Annotated in this window: 24 protein-coding genes; 12 read left to right on the forward strand and 12 right to left on the reverse strand. The window is 64.8% G+C overall.

Annotation, left to right across the window (positions count from 1 at the left end; all coding sequences use genetic code 11):
* Positions 1 to 80 precede the first annotated feature (80 nt).
* Positions 81 to 392 carry a DUF3572 domain-containing protein gene (locus tag IVB18_RS29150; protein WP_247983836.1) on the forward strand — a complete coding sequence of 104 codons (312 nt, stop codon included), beginning with the start codon at positions 81 to 83 and terminating at the stop codon, positions 390 to 392.
* Positions 389 to 1678, forward strand: coding sequence for a DNA polymerase IV (locus IVB18_RS29155; protein WP_247983837.1), 1290 nt, complete (start codon positions 389 to 391; stop codon positions 1676 to 1678). The genes IVB18_RS29150 and IVB18_RS29155 overlap by 4 nt, the downstream gene beginning before the upstream one ends.
* 68 nt (positions 1679 to 1746) lie before the next feature.
* On the opposite strand, the gene IVB18_RS29160 is transcribed toward IVB18_RS29155, so the two are convergent.
* Both IVB18_RS29160 and IVB18_RS29165 read right to left on the reverse strand, forming a co-directional pair.
* Complete coding sequence (locus IVB18_RS29160; protein WP_247983838.1) at positions 1747 to 2148, reverse strand: RidA family protein; 402 nt, start codon at positions 2146 to 2148, stop codon at positions 1747 to 1749.
* 110 nt (positions 2149 to 2258) lie between these two features.
* Entirely contained in the window at positions 2259 to 3104 is an 846-nt protein-coding gene (locus IVB18_RS29165) for a cell envelope integrity EipB family protein (RefSeq protein WP_247983839.1), read from the reverse strand.
* 253 nt (positions 3105 to 3357) lie between these two features.
* On the opposite strand from IVB18_RS29165, the gene IVB18_RS29170 reads away from it, so the two are divergent.
* The 4 genes from IVB18_RS29170 to IVB18_RS29185 are packed head-to-tail and all read left to right on the forward strand — an operon-like array spanning position 3358 to position 6362.
* Complete coding sequence (locus IVB18_RS29170) at positions 3358 to 3825, forward strand: RidA family protein (RefSeq protein WP_247983840.1); 468 nt, start codon at positions 3358 to 3360, stop codon at positions 3823 to 3825.
* 16 nt (positions 3826 to 3841) lie between these two features.
* Positions 3842 to 4588 (forward strand): glycerophosphodiester phosphodiesterase, encoded by a 747-nt coding sequence (locus IVB18_RS29175; protein ID WP_247983841.1) that lies wholly within the window; start codon positions 3842 to 3844, stop codon positions 4586 to 4588.
* A 54-nt stretch (positions 4589 to 4642) separates the two neighbouring features.
* On the forward strand, positions 4643 to 5884 hold the full coding sequence (locus tag IVB18_RS29180) for a GNAT family N-acetyltransferase (RefSeq protein ID WP_247983842.1): 1242 nt from the start codon (positions 4643 to 4645) through the stop codon (positions 5882 to 5884).
* Positions 5885 to 5933: 49 nt separating this feature from the next.
* Complete coding sequence (locus IVB18_RS29185) at positions 5934 to 6362, forward strand: HIT domain-containing protein (protein ID WP_247983843.1); 429 nt, start codon at positions 5934 to 5936, stop codon at positions 6360 to 6362.
* 112 nt (positions 6363 to 6474) lie between these two features.
* Here the strand turns inward: IVB18_RS29185 and tsaA are convergent, their stop codons facing one another.
* The 4 genes from tsaA to IVB18_RS29205 form a co-directional block, all read right to left on the reverse strand.
* Positions 6475 to 6966 (reverse strand): tRNA (N6-threonylcarbamoyladenosine(37)-N6)-methyltransferase TrmO, encoded by a 492-nt coding sequence (tsaA, locus tag IVB18_RS29190; RefSeq protein ID WP_247983844.1) that lies wholly within the window; start codon positions 6964 to 6966, stop codon positions 6475 to 6477.
* A 30-nt stretch (positions 6967 to 6996) separates the two neighbouring features.
* Positions 6997 to 7347, reverse strand: a complete 351-nt coding sequence (locus tag IVB18_RS29195; protein ID WP_247983845.1) for an AzlD domain-containing protein — start codon at positions 7345 to 7347, stop codon at positions 6997 to 6999.
* The gene (locus IVB18_RS29200; protein ID WP_247983846.1) at positions 7344 to 8084 is read right to left on the reverse strand and encodes an AzlC family ABC transporter permease; all 741 of its coding nucleotides are present in this window, start codon (positions 8082 to 8084) and stop codon (positions 7344 to 7346) included. Before IVB18_RS29200 ends, IVB18_RS29195 begins: the two co-directional genes overlap by 4 nt.
* A 234-nt stretch (positions 8085 to 8318) precedes the next feature.
* Positions 8319 to 9161: a lytic transglycosylase domain-containing protein gene (locus IVB18_RS29205; protein ID WP_247983847.1), complete on the reverse strand. Its 843-nt coding sequence runs from the start codon at positions 9159 to 9161 to the stop codon at positions 8319 to 8321.
* A 202-nt stretch (positions 9162 to 9363) separates the two neighbouring features.
* Here IVB18_RS29205 and IVB18_RS29210 point away from each other — a divergent pair, with 202 nt between their 5' ends.
* A complete protein-coding gene (locus IVB18_RS29210; RefSeq protein WP_346732679.1) occupies positions 9364 to 10389 on the forward strand; it encodes a TRAP transporter substrate-binding protein in 1026 nt (341 codons plus the stop codon).
* A 73-nt stretch (positions 10390 to 10462) separates the two neighbouring features.
* Positions 10463 to 11101 (forward strand): HAD family hydrolase, encoded by a 639-nt coding sequence (locus IVB18_RS29215; protein ID WP_247983849.1) that lies wholly within the window; start codon positions 10463 to 10465, stop codon positions 11099 to 11101.
* A gap of 3 nt (positions 11102 to 11104) precedes the next feature.
* On the opposite strand, the gene IVB18_RS29220 is transcribed toward IVB18_RS29215, so the two are convergent.
* Together IVB18_RS29220 and IVB18_RS29225 are read right to left on the reverse strand one after the other, a co-directional pair.
* Positions 11105 to 12145, reverse strand: a complete 1041-nt coding sequence (locus IVB18_RS29220) for a phenylacetaldoxime dehydratase family protein (protein WP_247983850.1) — start codon at positions 12143 to 12145, stop codon at positions 11105 to 11107.
* A gap of 27 nt (positions 12146 to 12172) precedes the next feature.
* Complete coding sequence (locus tag IVB18_RS29225; protein WP_247983851.1) at positions 12173 to 13189, reverse strand: carbon-nitrogen hydrolase family protein; 1017 nt, start codon at positions 13187 to 13189, stop codon at positions 12173 to 12175.
* A gap of 198 nt (positions 13190 to 13387) precedes the next feature.
* Between IVB18_RS29225 and IVB18_RS29230 the strand changes: the two genes are divergently transcribed.
* Complete coding sequence (locus IVB18_RS29230) at positions 13388 to 14344, forward strand: helix-turn-helix domain-containing protein (protein ID WP_247983852.1); 957 nt, start codon at positions 13388 to 13390, stop codon at positions 14342 to 14344.
* A 24-nt stretch (positions 14345 to 14368) separates the two neighbouring features.
* Here the strand turns inward: IVB18_RS29230 and IVB18_RS29235 are convergent, their stop codons facing one another.
* On the reverse strand, positions 14369 to 15271 hold the full coding sequence (locus IVB18_RS29235; RefSeq protein WP_247983853.1) for an amino acid ABC transporter substrate-binding protein: 903 nt from the start codon (positions 15269 to 15271) through the stop codon (positions 14369 to 14371).
* 19 nt (positions 15272 to 15290) lie between these two features.
* Positions 15291 to 16613 (reverse strand): aspartate aminotransferase family protein, encoded by a 1323-nt coding sequence (locus IVB18_RS29240; RefSeq protein ID WP_247983854.1) that lies wholly within the window; start codon positions 16611 to 16613, stop codon positions 15291 to 15293.
* A gap of 227 nt (positions 16614 to 16840) precedes the next feature.
* Here IVB18_RS29240 and IVB18_RS29245 point away from each other — a divergent pair, with 227 nt between their 5' ends.
* The 3 genes from IVB18_RS29245 (at position 16841) to IVB18_RS29255 (ending at position 20572) form a co-directional block, all read left to right on the forward strand.
* The gene (locus tag IVB18_RS29245; RefSeq protein WP_247983855.1) at positions 16841 to 17707 is read left to right on the forward strand and encodes a LysR family transcriptional regulator; all 867 of its coding nucleotides are present in this window, start codon (positions 16841 to 16843) and stop codon (positions 17705 to 17707) included.
* 124 nt (positions 17708 to 17831) lie between these two features.
* Positions 17832 to 18857: an aldo/keto reductase gene (locus IVB18_RS29250; protein WP_247983856.1), complete on the forward strand. Its 1026-nt coding sequence runs from the start codon at positions 17832 to 17834 to the stop codon at positions 18855 to 18857.
* Positions 18858 to 19099: 242 nt separating this feature from the next.
* Complete coding sequence (locus tag IVB18_RS29255) at positions 19100 to 20572, forward strand: MFS transporter (protein ID WP_247983857.1); 1473 nt, start codon at positions 19100 to 19102, stop codon at positions 20570 to 20572.
* Positions 20573 to 21041: 469 nt separating this feature from the next.
* On the opposite strand, the gene clpA is transcribed toward IVB18_RS29255, so the two are convergent.
* A complete protein-coding gene (gene clpA / locus IVB18_RS29260; protein ID WP_247983858.1) occupies positions 21042 to 23453 on the reverse strand; it encodes an ATP-dependent Clp protease ATP-binding subunit ClpA in 2412 nt (803 codons plus the stop codon).
* A 284-nt stretch (positions 23454 to 23737) separates the two neighbouring features.
* Positions 23738 to 24070, reverse strand: coding sequence for an ATP-dependent Clp protease adapter ClpS (gene clpS, locus IVB18_RS29265; protein WP_247983859.1), 333 nt, complete (start codon positions 24068 to 24070; stop codon positions 23738 to 23740).
* Positions 24071 to 24356: the final 286 nt, after the last annotated feature.

The following is a 24356-nucleotide window of genomic DNA, read 5'->3' on the forward strand; positions in this document are numbered from 1 at the left end:
TCGCAAGACTTAGGCACGAGACTCGGGCATGATGATTCCAAAGTAGACACTGAAAGTTAACGGAAAGGCAAACCGACCCCTTGAAAAAGCCTGTTCACAACCCCCGCGAAGTCGCTGAAATCGTTGCGATTCAGGCGCTCTCTTTCGTCGCAGGCGAACCCGAGCGGCTGGGCCTGTTCCTGGCCGAGACAGGTGTCGGTCCGGAGACGCTGCGGAATGCCGCCTCCGACCCCAATTTTCTCGTCAGCGTGCTCGATTTCGTGTTGCGCGATGACGCGACCGTGAAGGCCTTCGCCAGTGCCTCGGAACTGCATCCGACCAATGTTGCCGCAGCGCGGCAGGTGCTGGGCGACGCGCTCGGCGACCGGACCTGGGAGCGCGACGTGCCGTGAACGCTCCCGATCCGGCCGGGCCCCGCTGCTTCTGCCGGGATTGTCTGGCCGATCTGGATGTGGGCGTACGGCGCTGTTCTGCCTGCGGTTCCCCTCGCCTCATCCGCCACCGCGCGCTGTCGGCGCTGACCATCGCCCATATTGATTGCGACGCCTTCTATGCGACGGTGGAAAAGCGCGACAATCCTGACATCGCCGACAAGCCCGTCATCATCGGCGGGGGCAAGCGCGGCGTGGTGTCAGCCGCCTGCTACATCGCGCGCACCTATGGCGTGCGCTCGGCGATGCCGATGTATAGGGCGTTGGAAGCCTGCCCGCATGCGGTCGTGATCCCGCCGGACATGGCGAAATATGTCCGGGTCGGCCGCGAGGTGCGCCAGGCCATGCAGGCGCTGTCGCCGCTGGTCGAGCCACTCTCGATCGACGAGGCTTTTCTCGATCTCTCCGGCACCGAACGGGCTCACGGCATGATCCCGGCAAAAGTGCTGGCCCGCTTTGCCCGCGACGTCGAGCGCGATATCGGCATCAGCGTCTCGGTCGGGCTGTCCTGCAACAAGTTCCTGGCGAAGATCGCCTCCGACCTCGACAAGCCGCGCGGCTTTGCCGCGCTCGATCAGGAGGAAGCGCGCGCGATGCTGGCGGAGAAGCCGGTCGGCTTCATTTTTGGCGTGGGGCCGGCGACCCAGGAGCGGCTGACGCAGCGTGGCTTCCGCATCATCGCCGATCTCCAGAAGGCCGATGAGATCGAGATGATGCGGCAGTTTCCGAGCGACGGCCGCAGGCTTTGGCGGCTCGCCCGCGGCATCGACGACCGCCGCGTCGAACCCGACCGCGGCGCCAAGACGATTTCCAGCGAAACCACCTTCGAGACCGACATCCGCGATTTCGCGACGCTGGAGCGGATTTTGTGGCGTCTGTGCGAGAAGACGTCGTCGCGGCTGAAGAGCAGCGAGCTTGCGGGCTCGACCGTCACGCTGAAGCTGAAGACCGCCGATTTCCGCCAACGCACGCGCTCGCAATCGATCGCGGCGCCCACGCAACTCGCCGCAAAAATCTTCGCGATCTGCCGCGAGATGCTGGCCAAGGAAATCGACGGCACCGCCTTCCGCCTGATGGGCGCCGGCGTCAGCGCACTGCGCACCGGCTCGGCCGACGACGACACCGACATGCTCGACCGCCGCGCCGCCCACGCCGAGCGCGCGATAGACGGCTTGCGCAAAAAATTCGGAAGCGCCGCGGTGATCCGAGGCATTGCCTATGAGGGGCCGGAGAAAGCGCAGGAGTGAGGGACGCGCCTAACGAAGCGCTGGCAGTTCTGCAAGAGATGTCCGGCGCGACGCGCACGTAGCCCACCTCAATCCGCGATCGCTACCGCCTCGATCTCGATCAGCCATTCCGGCGCCGCGAGCGCGGAGACGCCGACGAGGGTGCTGGCGGGCGGCTCCATGCCTTCGAAGAAGACGGAGCGGGCCTTGCCGATGACGGGGCGCAGCTCCGGCTTGTAGTTCACCACGAAGGTCGTGATCTTCACGATGTTGGCGTAGCTCGCGCCAGCCGCCTTCAGCGCCAGGCCGAGATTCTGCATCACCTGCGTGGTCTGCGCGGCGAGATCGCCTTCGCCGACGATCCGCCCCTCCTCGTCGACAGACACCTGGCCCGAGATGTAGATGGTGCGCGCGCCGGAGGCGGTGACGACGTGGGAATAGGCCGGATTGTGATGCAGGCCACTGGGGCGGAGATGATCGAGCTTGGGCATGGGGCTGGCTCCCGGAGATTTATGGTTGGGAGGGAGCCTAGCCGCAGTGCGCGCTGAGGGCCAGATGCCAGGATGCGCCGGTGGTGACCGCTTCCGAAAAGAACCAAGCCTCAATTACAGGGCTTGCTGTCCTTCGCGTCGAACTTGCCCATCGCGCCGGAGATGACGAAATCGTTGTAGTCGAGCACGAGCTGGCGGGAGACGCCGTTTTCATAGAGCTCGAAGGCCATCGCATAGACCGGCGTCTGCTCGCCCTCTTTCTGCTGCGCTTCGCGGTCGAAATAGCTGACGGTGACCGGCCAGCGCTTGAGCGATTTCATATGCTCGTCCGACGTTGACGGATCCGGCGAGGCGGTACGGTCGGCGGGGATCGGCTGGCCGATCACGGTCAGCGTGTTGTAGACCTTCTGGCCGTCGTCGGAGCCGTCATAGACGGACAGCTCCAGAAGCGACTTGCCGTCCTTGGCAGCGGCGATGATGCGCTGGATCTGCTCAGTCGGGAATACGATCTTGCCGTCGAGGGTGAAGGCCTTCGGCGCCGGCAGCTTCAGCTTGACGTTGATGTGGTCGCCGTCGCGCTCCGCCGAGCCGTCGACCCGGCCGGCGTCGGCTTCGTTCATTCGCGTCTCGATCTTGAAGCGGTAGCTCTTTCCGGCCGCGTCTTCCCAGGAATTGGAGCGGAGGTCGCTGAGCGTGACCTTGCCCTCGCCGCTGTCGAGCTCGGAGACCTGGCGGAATTCGGACGTGTAGCCCTCGCAAGAGCTGCCGGCGAAATTGTACAGGATACGGCCGCGCGCGCTGTTGACCGAGTTCGAGCGCGATTTCACGAGGCTCAAATCGTAGAGCGCCTGGTGCGCGAGGAACGGACCACTGGCTGCGTAAGCCCCGCCGCCTGCGCCGAAAGCGGCCGCCGCGAGCGCCATCACACCGAGCGAAGTCCGGAAAAGGTGCACCATGTCTGTCCCTTGGGAAGCGCAGATTCGACACTTTAATGACCGTTCCAATGCGTCGCAACTGCGGCGGTTTCACGTAAAATTGCGGCCCAGCGTTGAACCTCCTGTCCCGCCTCAAGAAATCGCAGTCCGGCCCGGCCTCCTGCCGCCCGCATCGGCTTGCTTGCATGTGGCGGCACGATGGGCGAAACAGGGCGCGCCCGACCCGCAACGGCGTGCCGGGCGCGAATGAATTCCTGGACATCGAGGTCGAGACATGGCGGGCACGGTTGAGCAGAAACTGGCGGAACAGGGCATCAAGCTGCACGAGGCCCCCACCCCTGTGGCCAACTACGTGCCATTTGTGCGCACCGGCAATTTGCTGTTCGTCTCCGGCCAGGTCTGCTTCGATCCCGCCGGCAAGCTGATCGCCAAGGGCAAACTGGGCGCCGATGTCTCGATCGAACAGGGCGCGGCAGCGGCGCGCGGCTGCGCCGTCAACCTGCTGGCCCAGGTCAAGGCGGCGCTCGGCGACCTCGACAAGGTCGTACGTGTGGTGCGCCTCGGCGGCTTCATCAACTCGGCGCCCGATTTCCTGGACGGGCCGAAGGTGCTCAACGGAGCCTCCGACCTGATGGTCGCGGCCTTCGGTGACAAGGGCCGCCACGCCCGCACCACCGTCGGCGTCGCCTCGCTGCCCGCGGATGCGGCGGTCGAGGTCGAAGGCCTGTTCGAGGTCGCCTGAGGCGGAGCTGACGGCCTTGCGTGCTCCTGATTGGCTGACAGCCCGCCCGGTCGCCCATCGCGGCCTGCATGACATTTCCCGTAGCGTCGTCGAAAACATGCCGGGCGCGGTGCAGGCTGCGATCGCTGGCAATTTTTCGATCGAGGTGGACATCCAGCTCTCCGCCGACGGCGAGGCCATGGTGCATCACGACCATGAGCTCGGCCGCCTCGCCGAGGCCACCGGCGAGCTGATCGAGAAAAGCGCGGCCGAGCTGAAGGGCCTCACGTTCAAGGACACGGCCGAGCGAATGATGTCGCTGTCGGACCTCTGCGCCATGGTCGCCGGCCGCGTACCGCTGGTGATCGAGGTGAAGAGCCATTTTGGCGGCGACCGCAAGCTGGTGAAGCGGATGGCCGAGGTACTGGCATCCTACGATGGCCCCGCCGTCGGCATGTCCTTCGATCCCGACCAGGTGCTGGCGCTGCGCGAGCTTTTGCCCTCACGCCCACGCGGCATCGTCGCGCAGCGGACATATGAGGACGAGTATTGGGCGAAGCTGACGCAGGAGCAGCGCGACAGCATGCTGTACCTGCGCCACGGCTTGCAGACCCAGCCGCATTTCGTCGCCTTCAAGGTCGACCATTTGCCGGCCCCTGCCCCCTGGATCGCCCGCAATGTGTTCGGCTGCGCCCTGCTCGGCTGGACGGTGCGCACGCCCGAGCAGCGGACGCGCGCCGGGCAGTATGCGGATCAGATGATCTTTGAGGGGTTCGTGCCGTAGGCTTGATGTTCCCCACTCTTGAAGTCGCTGCTGCAATGCACGATCTTGGGCACGATGGCATCATCCGAAATCACGCTTGAGGCCGTACCATCCATTGGCGAAGTCTCCGCTGAGGATTGGGACGCCTGCGCAAATCCCGGCAAGGCTTGCAACGGGCATGGCAAGGGAACCTCATCCGGGCTCCCAGGCTTTTCCGCCGGCCTGTTAAAACCTGCGTATAACCCCTTCGTCTCGCACGCGTTTCTCTCTGCTGTTGAGAAGTCGGGTTCGGCGACCATACGCACCGGCTGGGGACCTCGGCACCTCGTGGCCAAAATCGATGGCCGCGTCGCAGGCGTCGTGCCCTGCTATCTGAAATCGCATTCGCAAGGAGAATACGTCTTCGACCGCGGCTGGGCGGAAGCCTATGAGCGGGCCGGCGGACGCTATTATCCAAAACTCCAGGTCTCGGTTCCCTTCACCCCTGCGACGGGGCCGCGGCTCCTGATCCGCGACGGCGTCGACCGCGAGCGCATCGCGGAGGCGCTGGCGAGCGGGCTGGTGGCGCTGTGCGGCGTCAGCAAGGCCTCCTCCGTCCACGTCACCTTCGCGCGCGAAGCCGAATGGAGGCTGCTCGGGGAGCACGGCTTCCTGCAACGGACCGATCAGCAGTTTCACTGGCACAACCAGGGTTTTGCGACCTTCGACGATTTCCTCGGCACGCTGAACTCGCGCCACCGCAAGTCGATCAAGCGCGAGCGCCGCGACGCGCTTGCCGCCGGCATTACCATCCACTGCCTCACGGGCAGCGACATCACCGAGGATGCCTGGGACGCGTTCTTCGATTTCTACACGGAGACCGGCTCGCGCAAATGGGGCCGGCCGTATCTGACGCGCGAATTCTTCTCGCTGATCGGCGAGACCATGAGCGAGGACGTGCTGCTGGTGATGGCCCGCCGCAATGACCGCTGGATCGCTGGCGCGATCAACTTCATCGGCTCGGACACGCTGTTCGGCCGCAACTGGGGTGCGGTCGAGCATCACCCGTTCCTGCATTTCGAGGTCTGCTACTACCAGGCGATCGATTTCGCGATCAAGCACGGGCTTGGGTATGTCGAGGCTGGCGCGCAAGGCGAGCACAAGATCGCGCGCGGCTACCTGCCACAAACCACCCATTCCGCCCACTTCATCGCCGATCCCGGTCTACGCCGCGCCATCGACGATTACCTCAAGCGCGAGCGCGCCTATGTCGCGGAGGCCGGACGGGAGCTCGCCGAGATGGGACCGTTCCGGAAAGACGCCGACGAGGCGCCTTGACGCCCTGCTGCGGCTGGTGACAGTAAGCGCAAAATTCTAGGGAGCCGCCATGACCGCCTACGACCCCAACAACATTTTTGCAAAGATCCTGCGCGGCGAGTTTTCTTGCCACAAGGTCTATGAGGACGAGCACGTGTTCGCCTTCCTCGACATCATGCCGCGTGTGTCCGGCCATACGCTCGTGATCCCAAAAGCCCCTGCCCGCAACATCCTCGACGTCACGCCTGACGACTACGCCCACGTCGCCCGCGGCGCGCACAAGATCGCGGCCGCCGCGATGACGGCGTTCAAGGCCGATGGCATCACCGTCCAGCAATTCAATGAGCCCGCCGGCGGACAGGTGGTGTTTCACCTGCACATGCACGTGATGCCGCGCCACGACGGCGTCGCGATGCTGCCGCCCGCCAGCCGCAAGGAGGACGTCAACGTGCTGGAAGAGAACGCCAGCAAGCTGATCGCGGCGTTGAAGGCGGGTTAGCGCCACACACTCCGTCATTGCGAGCGCAGCGAAGCAATCCAGACTGCCCCGGCAGAGACAGTCTGGATTGCTTCGTCGCAAGGGCTCCTCGCAATGACGACGTGGAGAAACCTCACTCCGTCTCGAAATCCCCCGCCTGCGGCGCGGCGAGCGGCGTGAACTCGCAGCGGTCGGGCTTGAGGTCGATCAGCGGCGTGTTGTCGATGCAGTCGAGGCCCCGCACCAGGATCGCATTACCCTCGATGCCGACGAGCTTCACGATCGAGGTGCCGATCGGGTTCGGCCTGACCGGCGAGCGCAGCGAGAAGGTGCCGCGCGTGTTCTGGTTGTTCTTCGGACTTTGCAGGACTATGTCGCGGCGCGACTTGTCAAGCCAGTAGAGCACCTCGAGATTGCTGTAGAAGTCGACGCCCTTGATCGCGGGCACGAAGAGATCGAAGATTTCGAGCCGGCACACCGGGCCATCGTGCCGCCCCTGCCGCGGCGTCTCCAGCCGGGAGGTCCAGGGGGTTCGAATACGGCCGATGAAGACGAGGCCGGCATCCTGCGTCGGCGGCAGGTCGATGGCGACCTCGCCCTCGCGCAGTTCGTTTTCGCGAACCATATTTCCAGTTCCTTGCTGTTCGCGAGGGTTTTAACCCAACCACCACTTGCCGGCCAGCATGAAGACTTCGCCGGCGACCACGCCTGCAAAGATCGAGCGGCGCGTCAGCAGGAAGACGATGAGGCCGGCGCCCACCGCACCATACCGCAACACGTCCGGCACGCTGGCGAGCGCGCCGGGCGGCTCGACCACGATCTGGGCGATGACACCGGCCAGAATCGCGGTCGCGACCGCTCTCACCCAGACCAGGAGCTCGGAGCCTTCGTCGATGCCACCGCCGAACCACAGGCCCAGCATGCGCCATATCTGGTTGGGAACGACGCCGGCGACGAACAGCACGGCCAGCGCGTGCCAGTCACCGATGAGCTGCGCGAAGTTCATGCGCGCACCTCGCGCCACCAGTGCACGCAATAGGCGATGGTGCCGGCAACGAGGCCGCTGACGAGGATGTCGAGGCCGGAGTTCATCTTCGCGGCCAGCGGATAAAGCAATATCCCCAACGCGAGCGCGACGACGTCCGCGATCTCGCGGCTGTTGCGCGCGGTCGAGAACAGGAAGGACAGCGGCGTCAGCAGGAGGATCGCGGCGCCCAGCGTCTGCGTCAAATTGGCGGCCAGGAAATAGCCGACCGTATTGGCGCAGAGGCACACCGAGACCAGGCCGCAGCCGAGCCCGTGGACAAAGGCGATCCGCCGCTCGCGCGGCACCCGCGGCAGGAAGCGATGGCATTCGACCCACAACGTCACCGCGGTGAGGTGTGCGGCAAAGATCATCTCCCGCCGTTTCGTCGTCGGTGTACGCATCAGAGGCAACACCGACACCACCATCGGGAACAGGCGGATGGCGCTGACGGTCACCGCGATCGCGGACTGAATGATGGTCGCGCCTGAGCCGAGCGTGGTGATCAGAATGATCTGCGCCGGCCCGGCCCAGACGAACAGCGTCGAAGCCAGCGCCCAGGCCAGGCTGAAATGCGAATCGTGGGCGAGCGCGCCGATGCCGAGATAGGTCACGAACAGGACGACGGTGAGGATCGTCTGCGTGATCGAGCGCAGCCCCCATGCAAAGGCGCGCCAGGAGCTTTGCCATTCAGGTGAATCGAGCGGAGGAAACGCCACGGGACGGCCGGTCGGGAAGAGGAATCGTGCCCGCATAACGGGCAATGTGGCCGCTGGCGTCAAGGAAGCGCGAGGCGGGGCTGACATGCACGCGCCAACACTATCCACCGTCATTCCGGGGCGCGACGAAGTCGTGAGCCCGGAATCCATCGGGCCTGAGAGATTGCTGAACAATGGATTCCGGCTCGCGCCAAGGGGCTCGCCCCGGAATGACAAAAGGAGACAAAGACGCCCCTACCCGCTCACACCCCTGTTCTTCAGCACGAAGCAGGCTCCAGCCGCCTTGCGTATGCGGTTACAGAGATCATCCGCCTCGGTACGCGTATCAGCACCAATGCGCACCTGATAGAAGGCGCGCGTGCCGCGGCTGCGCATCACAGACGACAGCAAGCTCGGATCGCGCTCGCCGATCACGGCGCTCAACCGTGTGACTGCGCGGGAATACATCGCTAGCGCCCTGTTGCGATCGAATCCGGCGGCGAGCTGCACGCCCCAGATTTTTGCAGCGGCGAGCTCCACATGCTGTTCGAGCTCGGCGACGAACGGGTTTGGCGCCCGCTTCAAAAGCGCCATCAAATCGCGGCAGCTTGTCGGCGGTCCGCTTGGCGGCCCCTTGCCGGTCGCGCCGGCCTTAGCCCACGTCTCGACCGTCGCCCCGGTGATGGCGAAAACGTAGTTGCGGGTCTGATCAGGCATGCCGCCGGTGCCGGCGAGCCACTCCTGCACCCGCCGCGGTCCCGCGTTGTAGGCGGCCGCGGCCAAACCGAGATTGCCGAGCTGGTTGCGCAGCTCGTTCAAGAACTCCGCCGACTTCGGCAGCGCCTGCACCGGATTGAAGGGGTTGAGCAACCCGCGCTCGTTCGCAGTGCCCGGCATGAACTGCGCGATCCCCTGCGCGCGGTCGCCACTGCGCGTCACCGGTCCCACCGCATCGGTCTGAAAGCGGCTCTCCTGCCAGATCACCCGGGCAAAGAATTCCAGCGGCAGATTGGCGTCGCGCGCGGCCGCCTCGATGATCAGGCAGATCGACTCCCGCGTGTCGCTCTCATGCGCATCCGGAGGCTTTTGCGGCGGCATCGCAAGCTCCTCGACGCTCGGCACCGCGACGTTGGTCTTTGCCGGCGAACTGTCCCAAGCTTGCGCCTGCGTCGCCGACAGGAGCAGCGCGGCGATGATGCGCAGCGCGGCACAAGCATATCTGTGGCATGCGCCGGCGCGGCATGCGACAAGGTGCTCTGCCAAATCGTGGCTTCCTGACATGGTTCGAGACATCGCCGATATGATTCCTGGTCTGCTCCTCCCAATGCTCTTCCTTGCCAAACGGATCCGCACCATCCCCGCCCTTACCGTCTGGGCCGCGCTCGTCCTCAGCGTCGCACCGGCCACGGCACAAGTCACCTGGCGGATGACGACCGAATATCCGCAGAACAACATTTCCGGGATCGGGCTCACGACCTTCGCCAGCCGCGTCTCCGAGCGTACCCACGGCTTCGTGATCGTAGCCAATGCCTTCGACAACGAACTCAAGATCAGCTCGAGCGAGATGCCTCGCGCGGCGCTAGACGGCCGGATCGCCGGCGGCGACGCGTTCGCGGGCGCGCTGTCCGGCATTGACCCGGTGCTCGGTCTTTCCACCCTGCCCTTCCTGGTGCAATCCGTTGACGTCGCCCGGGCCGGCAATGTGCGGGCGCGCCCGCTCTATGAACGCGCGCTCCAGGCACGTGGCCTCAAGCTGCTCTATCTGACGATCTGGCCGGCGACGGGGCTGTGGTCGGACCACGCGCTTGAAGGCGCCGACGACCTGCCGAAACTGAACTTGCGGGCCTACGACACAAACTCCAGCGAAGTGATGCGCGCGGCCGGGGCCAACGCGCAATTCCTGCCGATGGACGCGGCGCTTGCCGGGCTCAGAGAGCACCGGCTGAATGCGTTCCTCACCTCCGGCGACGGTGGCGCGGGACGCAAGCTCTGGGACTTCCTGCCGTATTTTACGGCCATCAATTACGCGATGCCGGTCTCCATCGCGTTCATCCGCAGCGACGCGTTTGCCGAGCTATCCGAGCCCATGCAACGCGAGGTTCTGGCTGCGGCGGCCGAGACCGAGCAAAGCCAGTACGCACTGCTGGCCCATCGCAACTCCGAAAACTATACGCGCATGCGTGACAACGGCGTCCGCATCGCCGAACCCGCGCCTGCGTCGCTCGTCGCCGCGCTTCGGAAGGCGGCAACGAACGCGATCGCCGCCTGGGAGACGCAGGCCGGCGCGGAGGCTACGGCGATCGTCGAATGGGCGAGACAGCAATGAAGCAAATCCGACCTTGACTTGGAAGCCCAGCCAACTAGCAACGGGCGGCAGTATCAACACTGGTCCCGCCCTGATGGTTACAATCTATTTTGATCTCGACGGCACGCTGACCAACCCGAAACCCGGGATCACGCGCTCGATTCAGTACGCCCTGGAGCGGATAGGCGTCGCGGTGCCGAGCGAGGACGAGCTGACCTGGTGCATCGGGCCGCCGCTCCATGCCAGCCTGACGAAGCTCACTGGAAGCGAGGAACTCGCCGACCGGGCGCTGCTGCTCTATCGCGAGCGCTTCAGCGATGTCGGCCTGTTCGAGAACGAGGCCTACAGTGGAATTGAGGACACATTGTCCTCGCTGGCAGCGACACGTCAGCGCATCTTCGTCGCCACCAGCAAGCCTGCGGTCTACGCCAACCGCATCGTCGATCATTTCGGCCTGCGGCCCTATTTCGAGCGCGTGTTCGGCTCCGAGCTCGACGGCACGCGCGTCGATAAGCGCGACCTGCTTCGGTATGCGCTGGCCGAGGCCAAGGTCGATCCGCGCACCGCGATCATGATCGGTGATCGTAGCCATGACGTGGTCGGCGCCCGAACCAACGGCATGACCGCGATCGGCGTGCTCTATGGCTATGGCAGCGAGGCCGAGCTTAAGGAAGCCGGCGCGCATCACATCTGCGCCACGCATCCCGAGCTGCTCGGCCACTGCGTTGCGTAACCCTCAGGTGCTCGCGGTCTCGACCGCCGCCAGCATGCCCGTCTTCGGGTGGCAGTTCAGATACTCAAAGAACTGCTCGTCCGCGGCGGCCACCGTGACTTCGTGATAGAGCCGCAGCTTTGCCGATGGCCCGAGCGTCGATAGATACTTCATGGCGGCGCCGAATATCCTGACATGGGTCGGATGCGATTCCGCCCAGCGTTCGAGCGCCGCGAGGCTCTTCCACCAGCTCTGGCCGTAGGACTTTTCGCTCACGCTGCCGTCGGCGGCGAGCACGCGCATGTAGCGATTGGCATAGCAGCCGATGCCGAGCCCGTCGTCGCGCAGAAACTCCATGCCCTCGCGCAGCACCGGCTCGACGTCGTCGAGATAGAGTTTTCGCTCCGAAGTCTCTGTGTCACTCCAGTCTTGTCCAGAGCGGATCAGGCAGAGATTGTCGTGCGCTTTCACACGCAACCGCGCACCATCGCGGATCAGCTCGGGATTGCCGCCGGGCGTCATTGCATCGGTCTGCGACAGCGGAATGCGGTCGCGCATGCCACCCCAATAGGCGTGCTCCTGCACTTCGCCGCTCATGCCGTCGGCGATGGCGGCCACACCCTCGGGCCGGCCGAGCGAGGAGAACAACGTCTCGTGCCGCTCGACTGAGGGGCGCAGCACCTCGATAAACGTACCGATGCCCTCTCGCGCCTTGCCTGTCCACGCCTCGCGCGCCGGCGCAAACCAGGCGTCGAAACACGCGATGTCGTCCCAATAGGCAACCGAGACGACATTCGTATGGCCGGCCTGGTCGACATACTGGGCGCAGTCCCAATGCGAGGGACCGACTTCCACCGCAAAGCGTCCGCCGATTTCCACGAGTGCTTCCGTCGCTGCCGCCCGCGTCGTGCCGCGATACTGCACACCGAAATAGGCCATGACGACACGGCTGACCGCGGGCTTGTAGCGCGCCACGAACGATGGATATGGCGGTTGATAATCGTCCGGTACCCGCTTGTGGCGCGAGCGCTTCATTTCCAGGTTCTGAGGAATAGCGGATTCCATGATCAGGCCCTCCCCTGTCGGCTGCACTTAGCTCGCCGCCGCGGCAATGTCCGCGGGATCGACGGTGTCGACCGGCAGCGCGAACTGCTCGACGCGCTGGTATCGCTTCTTGTTGAGCAGGAGCCGCGTGACATCGGGCCGCGAATAGTGCCCGGCGGGATCCGCCGCGTTCTTGGCCACGCCAATCGCGCCGAGATCGATTTCGGCGACCAGCAGCCCTTCCTGGTCCGGCGCGAGCTTGTCGCCGATCTGGCTGCCGTCGGGGCCGTAGATCGCAGCGAACCCGCCGCCCACGTGCAGCAGCGCGTTCTTGTCGGGCCGGTCGCAGAGTTCGTCGATCATGGCCTGCGACACCGTTGCGCAAGGCGCGAGCACGAAGCATGAGCCTTCGACCGCATAGACGCGCGAGGCAGCGTTGTTCACCTCCGCGCCAAGCGCCGGCGCGAAGGGATCGTAGAGCGAGAAGCTCGGCCAAGCCGCGACATGCACCTGCTCGTTCTGGGCGTACATGGCGTATTTCGACAGCGGCTGCAGATGTTCCCAGCAGCACAGCGCACCGATGCGGCCGATGTCGGGCCGGGCGTGGACAGCGAGATCGCTGCCGTCACCCTCGCCATAGACGGTGCGCTCGGCATGGGTGGGCCGCAGCTTGCGGCGCTTTGCGATGGTCTCGCCATCGGGCCCGATCAGCCATTGCGCGAGATAGAGGCTGCCGCCGTCGCGTTCGGACAGGCCGAGCACCGCCGTCAGCTTTGCCTTGCGTACGACTTCGCGCAGCTTCTCGGCCTGCGGGCTGTCATAGGCGAGCGAATTGTCGAAATAGCGCTGCACGAAGCCGCGACCGATCGCCCAGGCCGGCGAATCCAGCCAGATGTGCCAGGGGTAGCCGGGGATAAAGGCTTCCGGAAAGGCGATCAGCTTGGCGCCCTTTTCGGCCGCCTCCTCGATTAGCCCGATCGACTTGTCGATCGATGCATCGAGATCCAGCCAGGCGGGCGCCGCCTGCACCACCGCCACCTTGTATTTCGGATGTTCGATGCCCATTGCCGCCTCCATTGCCGGTTGATCGGAGACCACGTCCGATGCAGTCTATTGAGCCAAGGCGGGCGGCCGGGCGCTCGACCGCGGCGGAACAAAAACTCGACCGGAAGGGATCGCCACCCCGGTACGGAATTTGCCTCCGGTCAGGCTGGATCTCGGCCAGAATGCGGTTTTGCTGGATGTGAAAGGGAGGCTCTCCAGATGCCAATCCAGTTCACGACGGACGGCAGCCCCGGCTACCGGCGGCTTGCCCTCTGGCAGGACATCGTCTGCGACGTCTTCGTCGGGCTCGACTGCAAGTCCGACCTCGGCAGCGCCTTCCACGGCTCGGTCACGCAGGCCGCGCTCGGCAAGGCCGTGTGCTCCGAGGTCTGCTCCGACCGCCAGCACGTCTTCCGCACGCCCTCCCGCATCTCGCGCTCCGACCAGGACTTTGTCCTGATCGCACTCGGCAATCGCGGCGCCGGCGGCGTCGTGCAGGACGGCCGAGAGACCGTGATCCATCCCGGCGAGTTCGCACTCTATGACACCACGCGTCCTTATGAGCTGAAGTTCAACGACACCTTCACGCAGACGATCTTCAAGGTGCCGCGCGACATGTTAAGGCGGCGGCTCGGCGGCACCGAGGCGCTGACCGCGATGTCATTCGGAGCCGACGTCCCGCTTGAGCGGCTCGCCTACGATTTCATCTTGAAGCTGTGCCAGAGCGCGGACCGACTCGCGCCGAACAACGCCGCCGCGCTGTCGGAGCAAGCCGTCGATCTCCTCGCGATGGCGCTGAGCGAACGGCTGGGCAAGACGTCGCTGCCGTCCTCAACCCATCGCTCGGCCCTGCTCTACCGGCTAAAGGCGCATATCCGCAGCCACCTCGCCGATCCCGACCTGTCGCTGCCGGAGACCGCCGCCGCACTCGGCATCTCGCCCCGCTACGTGAACGATCTGCTCGCCGACGAGGAAACCTCGTTCCAACGCTATGTGCTCGCCGAACGTCTCGCCCAATGCAGGCGCGATCTCGCCTCGCCCGTGCTCGCCCATCGCCACATCAGCGAGATCGCCTTCGCCTGGGGTTTCAACGACCTCTCACATTTCGGCCGCGTCTTCCGCGCGCATTTTGGCATGTCGCCGCGCGAGTTCCGGCAGAGCCAGTTGCGGCATTGAGGCGAGGTCCGCCGACAGCGCCGCCTATGGCGCAAGCGCATCGCTGGGCGATGCGACGCGTCCCTTCATCGCTTCGCTCATGGGGAGCTGGAGGTTCCGTCCCTTCGGCGGAATCGGCGACTCGAACCACTTGACGTAGAGCCTGTCGAACTCACCGGAAGCCATCTTCTCCCTGATCGCGGCATCGACGAGCGCCTTGAACTCGGGATCCTCCCTGCGGGTCATCAGCCCGTAGTAGGACGGCGCATAGGTGGCCGCGAGCATCCGGAACGCCTTGGGATCGGATGCGTTCGCGACGAGCCCAGCGACCAGGATGTCATCCTCGAACCACGCCGCGGCGCGGCCCGTTCCCAGCATGAGCAGTGATTCGGCGTGGTCCTTGGCCTGAACAATCGTCACATTCAGCTTCTGGTCATCGAGGATCTTCTTGGCGACACCGAAGTTCAGCGAGCCCTGCGTGATGACGACCGTCTGCCCATCAAGTCCTTTCGGCTCCGTCACCCGCGACGAGGCAGATACCAGCCAGCGCGGCGAAGCCACATAGGTAGCAATGGAAAAGGAGACCTGTTTCTGCCGTTCGGCGGTATTGGTCGTACTGCCGCACTCGACGTCGATCGTGCTGTTCTGGAGCAGCGGAATGCGATTGGACGCATTCACTGGGACGTATTCGATCTCTAGCTCCAGCCGCTGCAACGCGACTTTGACCTTGTCGGCCACCGCGGAGCAGAGTTCGAGCGAGAGCCCGGTCGGCTTCTGATCGGCTCCGAGATAGGCGAACGGTATAGAAGCCTCCCGGTAACCGAAGGTGATCTTGCCGACCTCCTTGATCTTGTCCAGCGTCTGGCTCGCCGCCTGCGCCGCTCGAACATCGAGTAGAGCAAGCGACAGGGCGGCAATGGCAAGCGTCAGTGAATATCTGCGGATCATATCAGCCTCCGACCAGTTCCTAAGCGGCGGGGTTTCGCGACAGCTCGTCGAGGCTTTCCCTCAGGGCCCGATCGAGGATATCGACGGCGCGGTCGATCTCCTCGGTCGAGACGGTCAAAGGCGGCGCGATGCGCCACACTGATCCGCGCTCGGGCCGGCGGCGGATGTTCATGCTCAGCCCATACTCGAAGCACTTCTTCGTCGTCAGTCCGCCGAGCTGGTGGGCCGCGCGCCGGCTGTTGCGGTCGGTGACCAGCTCGACGCCGAGCAGGAGGCCCATGCCTCTGATGTCGCCGATCTGCTCGTATTTCTGCTGGAGCCCCTCGAACCGGCTGCGCAGGTGGGCGCCCATGACGTTGGCGCGTTCGACGAGCTTTTCTTCGGCGATCACGCGCAGCACTGCGAGCCCCACCTCGGCAAGTAGGGGATCGGAGACGTGGCTGGTGTAGTAGGTGAAGTGATCGTCGTGGAGCTTGTTCTCGATCGCCTCGGTGGTCGACACCGCCGCAAGCGGAAGCCCTCCGCCCAGCGTCTTCGACATGGTCATGATATCAGGGACGACACCGAAATATTCAGAGCCCGTCTTCCTGCCGATGCGTCCAAAGGCGGTCTGGGCCTCGTCGAAGATGAGCAGCATGCTGCGCGCGTCGGCCGCCTTGCGCAGCGCTTCCATGAACGCCTTCGGCGGAACCAGCACGCCGCCGGCGCTGATCACCGGCTCCGCGATGATGGCAGCGCCCCGCCCGGTCGACTGCATGTCGAACATCTTCAGGGCGAGCTCGAGATTGGCGAGCGCGGACTCGTCCTCGCTGCCGCTTGCGATGTAGGGGCGGTAGGCGTTCGGCTCCGGGATCACGAACACGCCGGGAGGCGGCACTCCATATCCCTTGCGGTCGCTCGCCATGGAGACCGAGGCTGCTCCACCGGTGATGCCGTGCCACGAGCCGCCGAGAACGAGAACCTCGTAGCCGCCGGTGTACATCTTGGCCATCCGGAGCGCGACTTCGGTTGCTTCCGAGCCGGTGTTGATGAAGATCGAGCGCTTGAGATCACCGGGAAGCCAATCTCTCGCCAGCACCTGGGCGAGCTCGGCGACCACCTCGGGGATCATCCCGCTGAAGAGATGGAAGGCCTTCTTCCCTGCACTCGCCACCGCAGCGACGATGGCGGGATGGTTGTGGCCGATGGTGGCGCACATCTGGCCTGAGGTGAAATCGAGATATTCGCGCCCGTCGCTATCGGTCACGATCGTCCCCTTCGCCGACGTGAAGAGGTTCGGGAAGACGTCTCCGCCATATCGGACGAGGAATTCGTCGGCGGCCTGTTTCAGCGCTGAAGTCATGCGTTCTCCTCGGGCAAGCGGCATCCGCCGCACGGCCATGCGGCGCGGCGATGCGGAAGCGGCTCACCGTTGTCAGGTCGGTTTTTGTGGCACGAAGCTGTTACTTCAGGGCGTTCGCGGTACGAAGATTGCCTGTGCAACGGGGAAATTCGTACCGGGCAGGCATGATGAACGCCAGTTCAAAAAATTCAGCAGCCGATGAAGCCGAGTCAACGCAACGGCCGAAAATGCCTCCGCTCAGGGCGCTGTCGGCATTCGAAGCCGCGTCGCGACACGGCAGCTTCAGCCGCGCCGCCGAGGAACTGGGAGTGACGCCCTCCGCGATCAGCCACCACATCCACAAGCTCGAGGATTTCCTCGGCGTTCGTGTCTTCTCCCGGCACGCCGGCCGCGCGGTGCTCACCAATGCCGGCCGCCTCTATGCCAGCGAGATCGAGCGCGCGTTCGGAACGATCATGGGCGCGACGCGGCTGGTGGCGCCCCAGTCGCAGCGGGATCATCTGTTCATCGCGAGCGGTCCGAGCTTTGCCGCCAAATGGCTTCAACCGCGGATCCTGTCGACCATCGCCGACTTGCGCGATCTCGAAACCATTCGCTTCGATCTCGCCATTGCCTATGGACGCCCTCCCGTCGTCAATGGCCGGCAGATCGAACCGCTCCTGGCGGAGCGCCTGCGCCCGCTCTGCAGTCCGCAGCTGATCGAGCAGCTCGGGCTTCGCGAGCCCGGCGATCTCGCCCGCGCCACGCTGATCCATTCCTCAAACGCGCTGACCTGGACCGACTATCTGCGAAAGGTCGTCGGCTCGACTATCAAGGCACGCCACGAATTGTGGTTCGACCGATCGACCATGGCCATCGACGCGGCTGTCGAAGGTCTCGGCGTCGTCCTGGAGAGCGAGATCCTCGCTGCCGACGAACTGGAAAACGGCACGCTCGTCGCGCCGTTCCGTCATCCCGAATTCGAGGTCGAGACGGTGTCCTACTATCTGGTGCGGTCGGCCGAAACCAAAGGTCGCAGCCATGTCGGCGCGTTCGAGGCCTGGTTGCGCGCGAAGATCACGGCCGCAAACTTGCAAACGACAAGCCTGCCGTAGCGAATGCGGAGCTTGGAAAGCAGAGCCGCTATGTGCGCGCGTGATGGTACAAGGCGCATGCTTGCGTTACCATTCGTCAACAAGACCGCACGGATCAATCAGCGGCTAGCCGAGGAGCATATCGATGGAATACCGACGCTTGGGCCGGTCGGGCCTCATGGTGCCCGCCTTGAGCCTCGGAACGGGCACCTTCGGCGGCGTTGGCCGCCTCGCGGCGTGGGGTACGACCGACGTGACTGAGGCGCGCCGCCTTCTGGATATCTGCCTCGATGCCGGCGTGTCGATGTTCGATACTGCCGACGTCTATTCGCTGGGCGAATCCGAGCGCGTTCTTGGCGAGGCCATCAAAGGCCGCCGCGACAAGGTTCTCGTCTCGACCAAAGCAACGTTCCGCTTCGGCGATGGACCCAACGATATCGGGTCGTCACGGCAACATCTGCTCGCGGCCATCGACGCTTCGCTGGGCCGGCTTGGTACGGATTACATCGACCTGTTCCAGCTCCACGGCTTCGATGCATTCACTCCGCCCGAAGAGGTGCTCGCGACCCTCGACGTGCTCGTGCGCGCCGGCAAAGTTCGCTACGTCGGCGTTTCGAATTTTTCGGGCTGGCACCTGATGAAGTCGCTCGCCGTTGCCGACAAGCACGGCTTTCCGCGCTACGTCGCCAATCAGACCTACTATTCGTTGATCGGGCGCGACTACGAGTGGGAGCTGATGCCGCTCGGCCTGGACCAAGGACTCGGCGCGGTGGTCTGGTCCCCGCTCGGATGGGGGCGCCTCACCGGAAAAATCCGTCGCGGCCAACCCAAGCCTGAGGTCAGCCGCCTGCCCAAGACCGCCGATTTCGGGCCGCCCGTGCCGGACGAGCACGTTTATCGCGTCGTCGACGCCATCGACGAAGTCGCGAAGGAGACGGGCAAGAGCGTCTCGCAGATTGCGTTGAACTGGCTGCTACAGCGTCCCACGGTCTCGACGCTGATCATCGGCGCGCGCAACGAGACGCAGCTGCGCGAAAATCTCGGCGCGGTCGGCTGGTCATTGACCAAGGAGCAGATTGGAAAGCTCGATGCAGCGAGCAAGGTCACGCTGCCCTATCCTTATTGGCACCAGCGGACGACCTTCACCGACCGCAATCCGCCACCGGTGTAGGCGACGCACTACTTGCACGTTGCGGGCAAACACATCTCGGCTTGAGCTGCACCAAGCCGGCTAGCGCATGCCGTGGCATCCTGCAGGCTGGTGAGGTTGCGAAAGCCATCCTGACCCATGCTGCGGCGCCGGGGGACCTGCTCCCGGGCACCGGAACTGTCCGTGTCCTGCCGGGTTGCGATCAATCCTGCAATTTCCTAATCCGGGGATGAATCACGGCTCCAATCAAGCTCGCCTCCATCATGTCGGCCGCCCCGATCGAGCATGCCGACGGCCTGCCGCAGCCCCAGCGCAACCAGGCGATCCTGACCATTGCGCTCGGCATCACCATGGCTGTGGTCGACAGCGCCATCGCCAACGTGGCGCTGCCGACGATCGCGGCCGACCTCGACGCGAGCCCGGCCTTCTCGATCTGGATCGTCAACGGCTATCAACTCGCCATCACCATCTCGCTGCTGCCGCTCGCCTCGCTCGGCGAGATCGTCGGCTATCGCCGCGTCTATCTTGCCGGGCTGGTGCTGTTCACGCTGGCGTCCGCGTTTTGCGCGCTGGCGCATACGCTGCCGCTGCTCACGATCGCGCGCATCGTGCAGGGGTTTGGCGCGGCCGGCATCATGAGCGTCAACGCGGCGCTGGTGCGCTTCACCTATCCGCGCAGCCAGCTCGGCCGCGGCATCGGGCTCAACGCGCTCGTCGTGGCCTTCTCGGCCGCGGTCGGGCCGACGCTCGCTGCGGGCATCCTCGCGGTCGGAAGCTGGCCTTGGCTGTTCGCCATCAACGTCCCGCTCGGCGTGGTGACGCTGGTACTGGGCCTGCGCAGCCTGCCCCACACGAAGCCTGCGAGCCATTCCTTCGATTGGCAGAGCGCAGGCCTCTCCGCGATCACGTTCGGCGTCGGCATCGCCGCGATCGACAGCGTCGGCCATGGCGAGGCCGCCATCACCTGCCTCGTGCAGTTCGGCATCGCCATCGTCGCCGGCGCGTTGCTGACGTACCGCGAAACCCACATCGCCTCGCCGCTGCTGCCGGTCGACCTCTTGCGTATCCCCGTCTTCGCGCTGTCGATTGCGACCTCGATCGCCTCGTTCTGCGGACAGATGCTGGCCTTCGTCGCGATCCCCTTCTACCTCCAGCGCCGGTTCGGCTATTCAGCCGTGCATATGGGCCTGCTCATCACGCCGTGGCCGATCGCTGTGGCCTTCGCGGCCCCTCTCGCCGGCCGGCTGGTCGAGCACTATCCGGCCGGCCTGCTCGGCGGCATCGGGCTCACGCTGTTCGCCTGCGGCCTCGGCGCGCTCGCCTTACTGCCGGCGGCGCCCACACCGCTCGACGTGATCTGGCGCATGGCACTGGCGGGCACCGGCTTCGGCCTGTTCCAGACGCCCAACAACCGCACCATGATCGCGGCCGCCCCGCGCGAGCGCGCCGGCGGCGCCAGCGGCATGCTGGGCACGGCGCGGCTGCTCGGCCAGACCACGGGCGCGGCGCTGGTGGCATTATTCCTCGGCCGCTATCCGGTCGACGGAACCAGGATCGCGCTGCTCACCGGCGTCGGCTTCGCGCTTTGCGGCGCGGCGCTGAGCATGCTGCGCCTGTCGCCCGCGGGCGCGCGCGGCGCCGAGCACGTCCGCGTACAGGACGATCAGCGCTTGCGGGGGGGAATAGCAGGACCCGCCGCCCAGGCGTGGCCCTGTCCACAACTTCTGCGGGTTTAACTATCTGGAGGAACGATCCGTTGCCCTCGCGCTCCAGTTGCGCTTCATTGACGACGGGAGAAGGGGCATTTCATCGATACCCTCGGGTGTTGAAGCCGTGATCAGCGGAATGGACGTTCCGACCACTTGCACGACGCCTTGCTCCGTAGTCGTCAAGCGGAACGCTGACATCTCCATTGCCTTCCAGAAGGAAGGCTATGAACCACAGATCGTGCCGCTCAGCCGCGACATACCCACCTCCGGGGCCGCCGGGTCGATGCCGCAACGGGGCTGCAACCGATCACAAGCCGAATCCGGTCGTCGTGACGATGCAGCCGTCGGTCCCGCATGCCGCGCCGCGGGCTCCGAAGAAGCCGCGGCCACCGCTCGCGCCCGAGGCGGGTACGTAAGGCCGCTTTGTGGTCCAACATCGGCGTCAACAAAAAGGCCGGCTTTTCAGCCGGCCTTTTCGATTCATGAGATGAGTTGATCAAGCCTTGACCAGCGGCCCCTTGGAAGTCGGCCCCTTCGAGCCGCCGGGGCCGCCCGGCTTGTTGGACTTGCCCGGCGGGCGCTTGCGGGCGCCGGGCAGCTTTTCCTGCTTCGGCGTGACCGGGCCCTCGACGAATTCGAAGCCGATCTTGTCCTTGGTCTCGTCGGCCTCGTCCTTGACCAGGACGACGCGGACGTGGCCGCCGCCCTTCAGCTTGCCGAACAGCACCTCGTCGGCCAGCGGCTTCTTGATGTGCTCCTGGATCACGCGGGCCATCGGCCGCGCACCCATCTGCTCGTCGTAGCCGTGCTTCACCAGCCAGGTCTTGGCGGGTTCGGACAGCTCGATGGTGACGTCGCGGTCGCCGAGCTGGGCCTCGAGCTGAAGCACGAACTTCTCCACGACCGTACCGATCACCTCGACGCTGAGATGGCCGAACGAGACGACGGCATCGAGACGGTTGCGGAATTCCGGCGCGAACTGCCGGTTGATCGCCTCGTGGTCGTCGCCTTCACGCTTGGAGCGCGTGAAGCCGAACGCCTGCTTGGCGAGATCGGAAGCACCGGCATTCGTGGTCATGATCAGGATCACGTTGCGGAAATTGACCTGCTTGCCGTTGTGGTCGGTGAGCCGGCCGTGATCCATGATCTGGAGCAGCACGTTGTAGAGGTCGGGATGCGCCTTCTCGATTTCGTCGAGCAGCACCACGCAATGCGGATGCTGGTCGACGCCGTCGGTGAGCAGACCGCCCTGGTCGAAGCCGACATAACCGGGAGGCGCGCCGATCAGGCGCGACACGGTGTGCCGCTCCATGTATTCGGACATGTCGAAGCGCAACAACTCGACGCCGAGGCTTGCCGCAAGCTGCTTTGCCACTTCCGTCTTGCCGACGCCGGTCGGGCCCGAGAACAAATAGCAGCCGATCGGCTTCTCCGGCTCGCGCAAGCCGGCACGCGCCAGCTTGATCGACGCCGCCAGCGACTCGATCGCCTTGTCCTGACCGAACACCGTGCGCTTCAGGGTCTGTTCGAGATGCTTCAGCACCTCGGCATCGTCCTTCGACACGCTCTTCGGCGGGATCCGCGCCATCGAGGCGATCGTGGTTTCGATCTCCTTGATGCCGATGGTCTTCTTGCGCTTGTTCTCGGCGACCAGCATCTGCGCCGCGCCGGACTCGTCGATCACGTCGATCGCCTTGTCCGGCAGCTTGCGGTCGTGGATGTAGCGCGAGGAGAGCTGCACCGCGGCCTCGATCGCCTCGTTGGTGTATTTAAGCCGGTGGTAGTCCTCGAAGTAGGGCTTGAGACCCTTCAGGATCGCGATCGCATCCTCGACCGTCGGCTCGTTGACGTCGATCTTCTGGAAGCGCCGCACCAGCGCGCGGTCCTTCTCGAAGTGCTGGCGGTACTCCTTGTAGGTCGTCGAGCCCATGCAGCGGATGGTGCCCGAGGCAAGCGCGGGCTTGAGCAGGTTCGATGCGTCCATCGCCCCGCCCGACGTCGCGCCAGCACCGATCACGGTGTGGATCTCGTCGATGAACAGGATGGCGTTGGGATGGGCCTCGAGCTCCTTCAGCACCTGCTTGAGGCGCTCCTCGAAATCGCCGCGGTAGCGCGTGCCGGCGAGCAGCGTGCCCATGTCGAGCGAGAACACGGTGGCAGCCGCCAGAACCTCCGGCACTTCGCTGTCGACGATACGCTTGGCCAGGCCTTCCGCGATCGCGGTCTTGCCGACGCCGGCCTCGCCCACGAACAGCGGATTGTTCTTCTGCCGGCGGCACAGCACCTGGATCGCACGGTTGATCTCGGAATTGCGTCCGATCACCGGATCGATCTTGCCGTCGCGAGCCTTCTTGTTGAGGTTGACGCAATAGGTCTCGAGCGCCTCGCCCTTCTTCTTGGCGTCCTCGCTGCCCTTGGCCTCGGTCTCCTCGTCGACGCCGCGCACGGGGCGCGCCTCGGAGACGCCCGGCCGCTTGGCGATGCCGTGGCTGATGTAGTTGACGGCGTCGTAGCGCGTCATGTCCTGCTCCTGCAGGAAATACGCGGCATGGCTCTCGCGCTCGGCGAAGATCGCGATCAGCACGTTGGCGCCGGTCACCTCTTCGCGACCGGAGGATTGCACGTGGATCACCGCGCGCTGGATCACGCGCTGGAAACCGGCGGTCGGCTTGGCGTCGTCGGCGCCGTCCGTCACCAGATTCTCGAATTCGGTCTCAAGATAATTGACCAGGCTCGTGCGGAGCTTGTCGAGATCGACGCTGCAGGCGCGCATGACGGCGGCTGCATCGGAGTCGTCGATCAAGGAGAGCAAGAGATGCTCGAGCGTCGCGTATTGGTGATGACGCTCGTTTGCGATCGCCAGTGCACGATGCAGGGATTGTTCAAGGCTTTGAGAAAAAGTCGGCATTCGCGTCCTCTATGGCCCCCACCATCATGATCGCCATCGCCCGGTCAGGCAACAACAACCTTTGTCACATATAGTTATCCAAGATCGCGGCGAAAGACCGGTTCCGCGACTCGGCGGCGACACACCTGCGGCACTTTCGATGCAAAACCCGTTCCGATTTGGGCGGGATCGGCGCTGACGCAAATTTTCGCAAGTTCACCGGCCGAGACGGGCATCGCGCAGACGTCACGCGACGATCACAATGCGACATGCACAGGCCGGCTCCGAACAAGCCGCGACGAAGATTACTTCTTTTCCATCACGCATTGCAGCGGGTGCTGGTGCTTGCGGGCGAAATCCATCACCTGCGTCACCTTGGTCTCGGCGATCTCGTAGGTGAACACGCCGCACTCCCCGATGCCGTGATGATGGACGTGCAGCATGATCTTGGTCGCGGCCTCGATGTCCTTCTGGAAGAACTTCTCAAGCACGTGGACGACGAATTCCATCGGCGTGTAGTCGTCGTTGAGGATCAGCACGCGATACAGGTTCGGCCGCTTGGTCTTCGGTTTGACCTTGGTGATGACGGACGTGTTCGGAGCGGAGGGACCGCCGGGGCGGTTCTCGTCATTGCTCATCCGGGGAGCGTGGGCGGCGGCCGCCGCGGGCAGGTCAAGTTTGGAAGACAGTTGCGGCATGGCTCAGGCGTTCAAATTCCCCACGGAAGCGTATGACGGTCCGCCGCGCAGCCCCACCCTTCGGAGCTTCGCACAGGCGCGCCGCCTTGTTGGATCGCCGCTTCCAACCGATCCGGTCCAAGCCGGATCGATTGCAGGGAATATGGGCCTGCCCCCGGCTCGCCGCAAGCATGCAAGGTCCGGCCATGCGGCCATGGCGGTCCCGATTCCCGGTTCGGGCGATCCT

The sequence above is a fragment of the Bradyrhizobium sp. 186 genome (assembly GCF_023101685.1).
Taxonomy (GTDB): domain Bacteria; phylum Pseudomonadota; class Alphaproteobacteria; order Rhizobiales; family Xanthobacteraceae; genus Bradyrhizobium.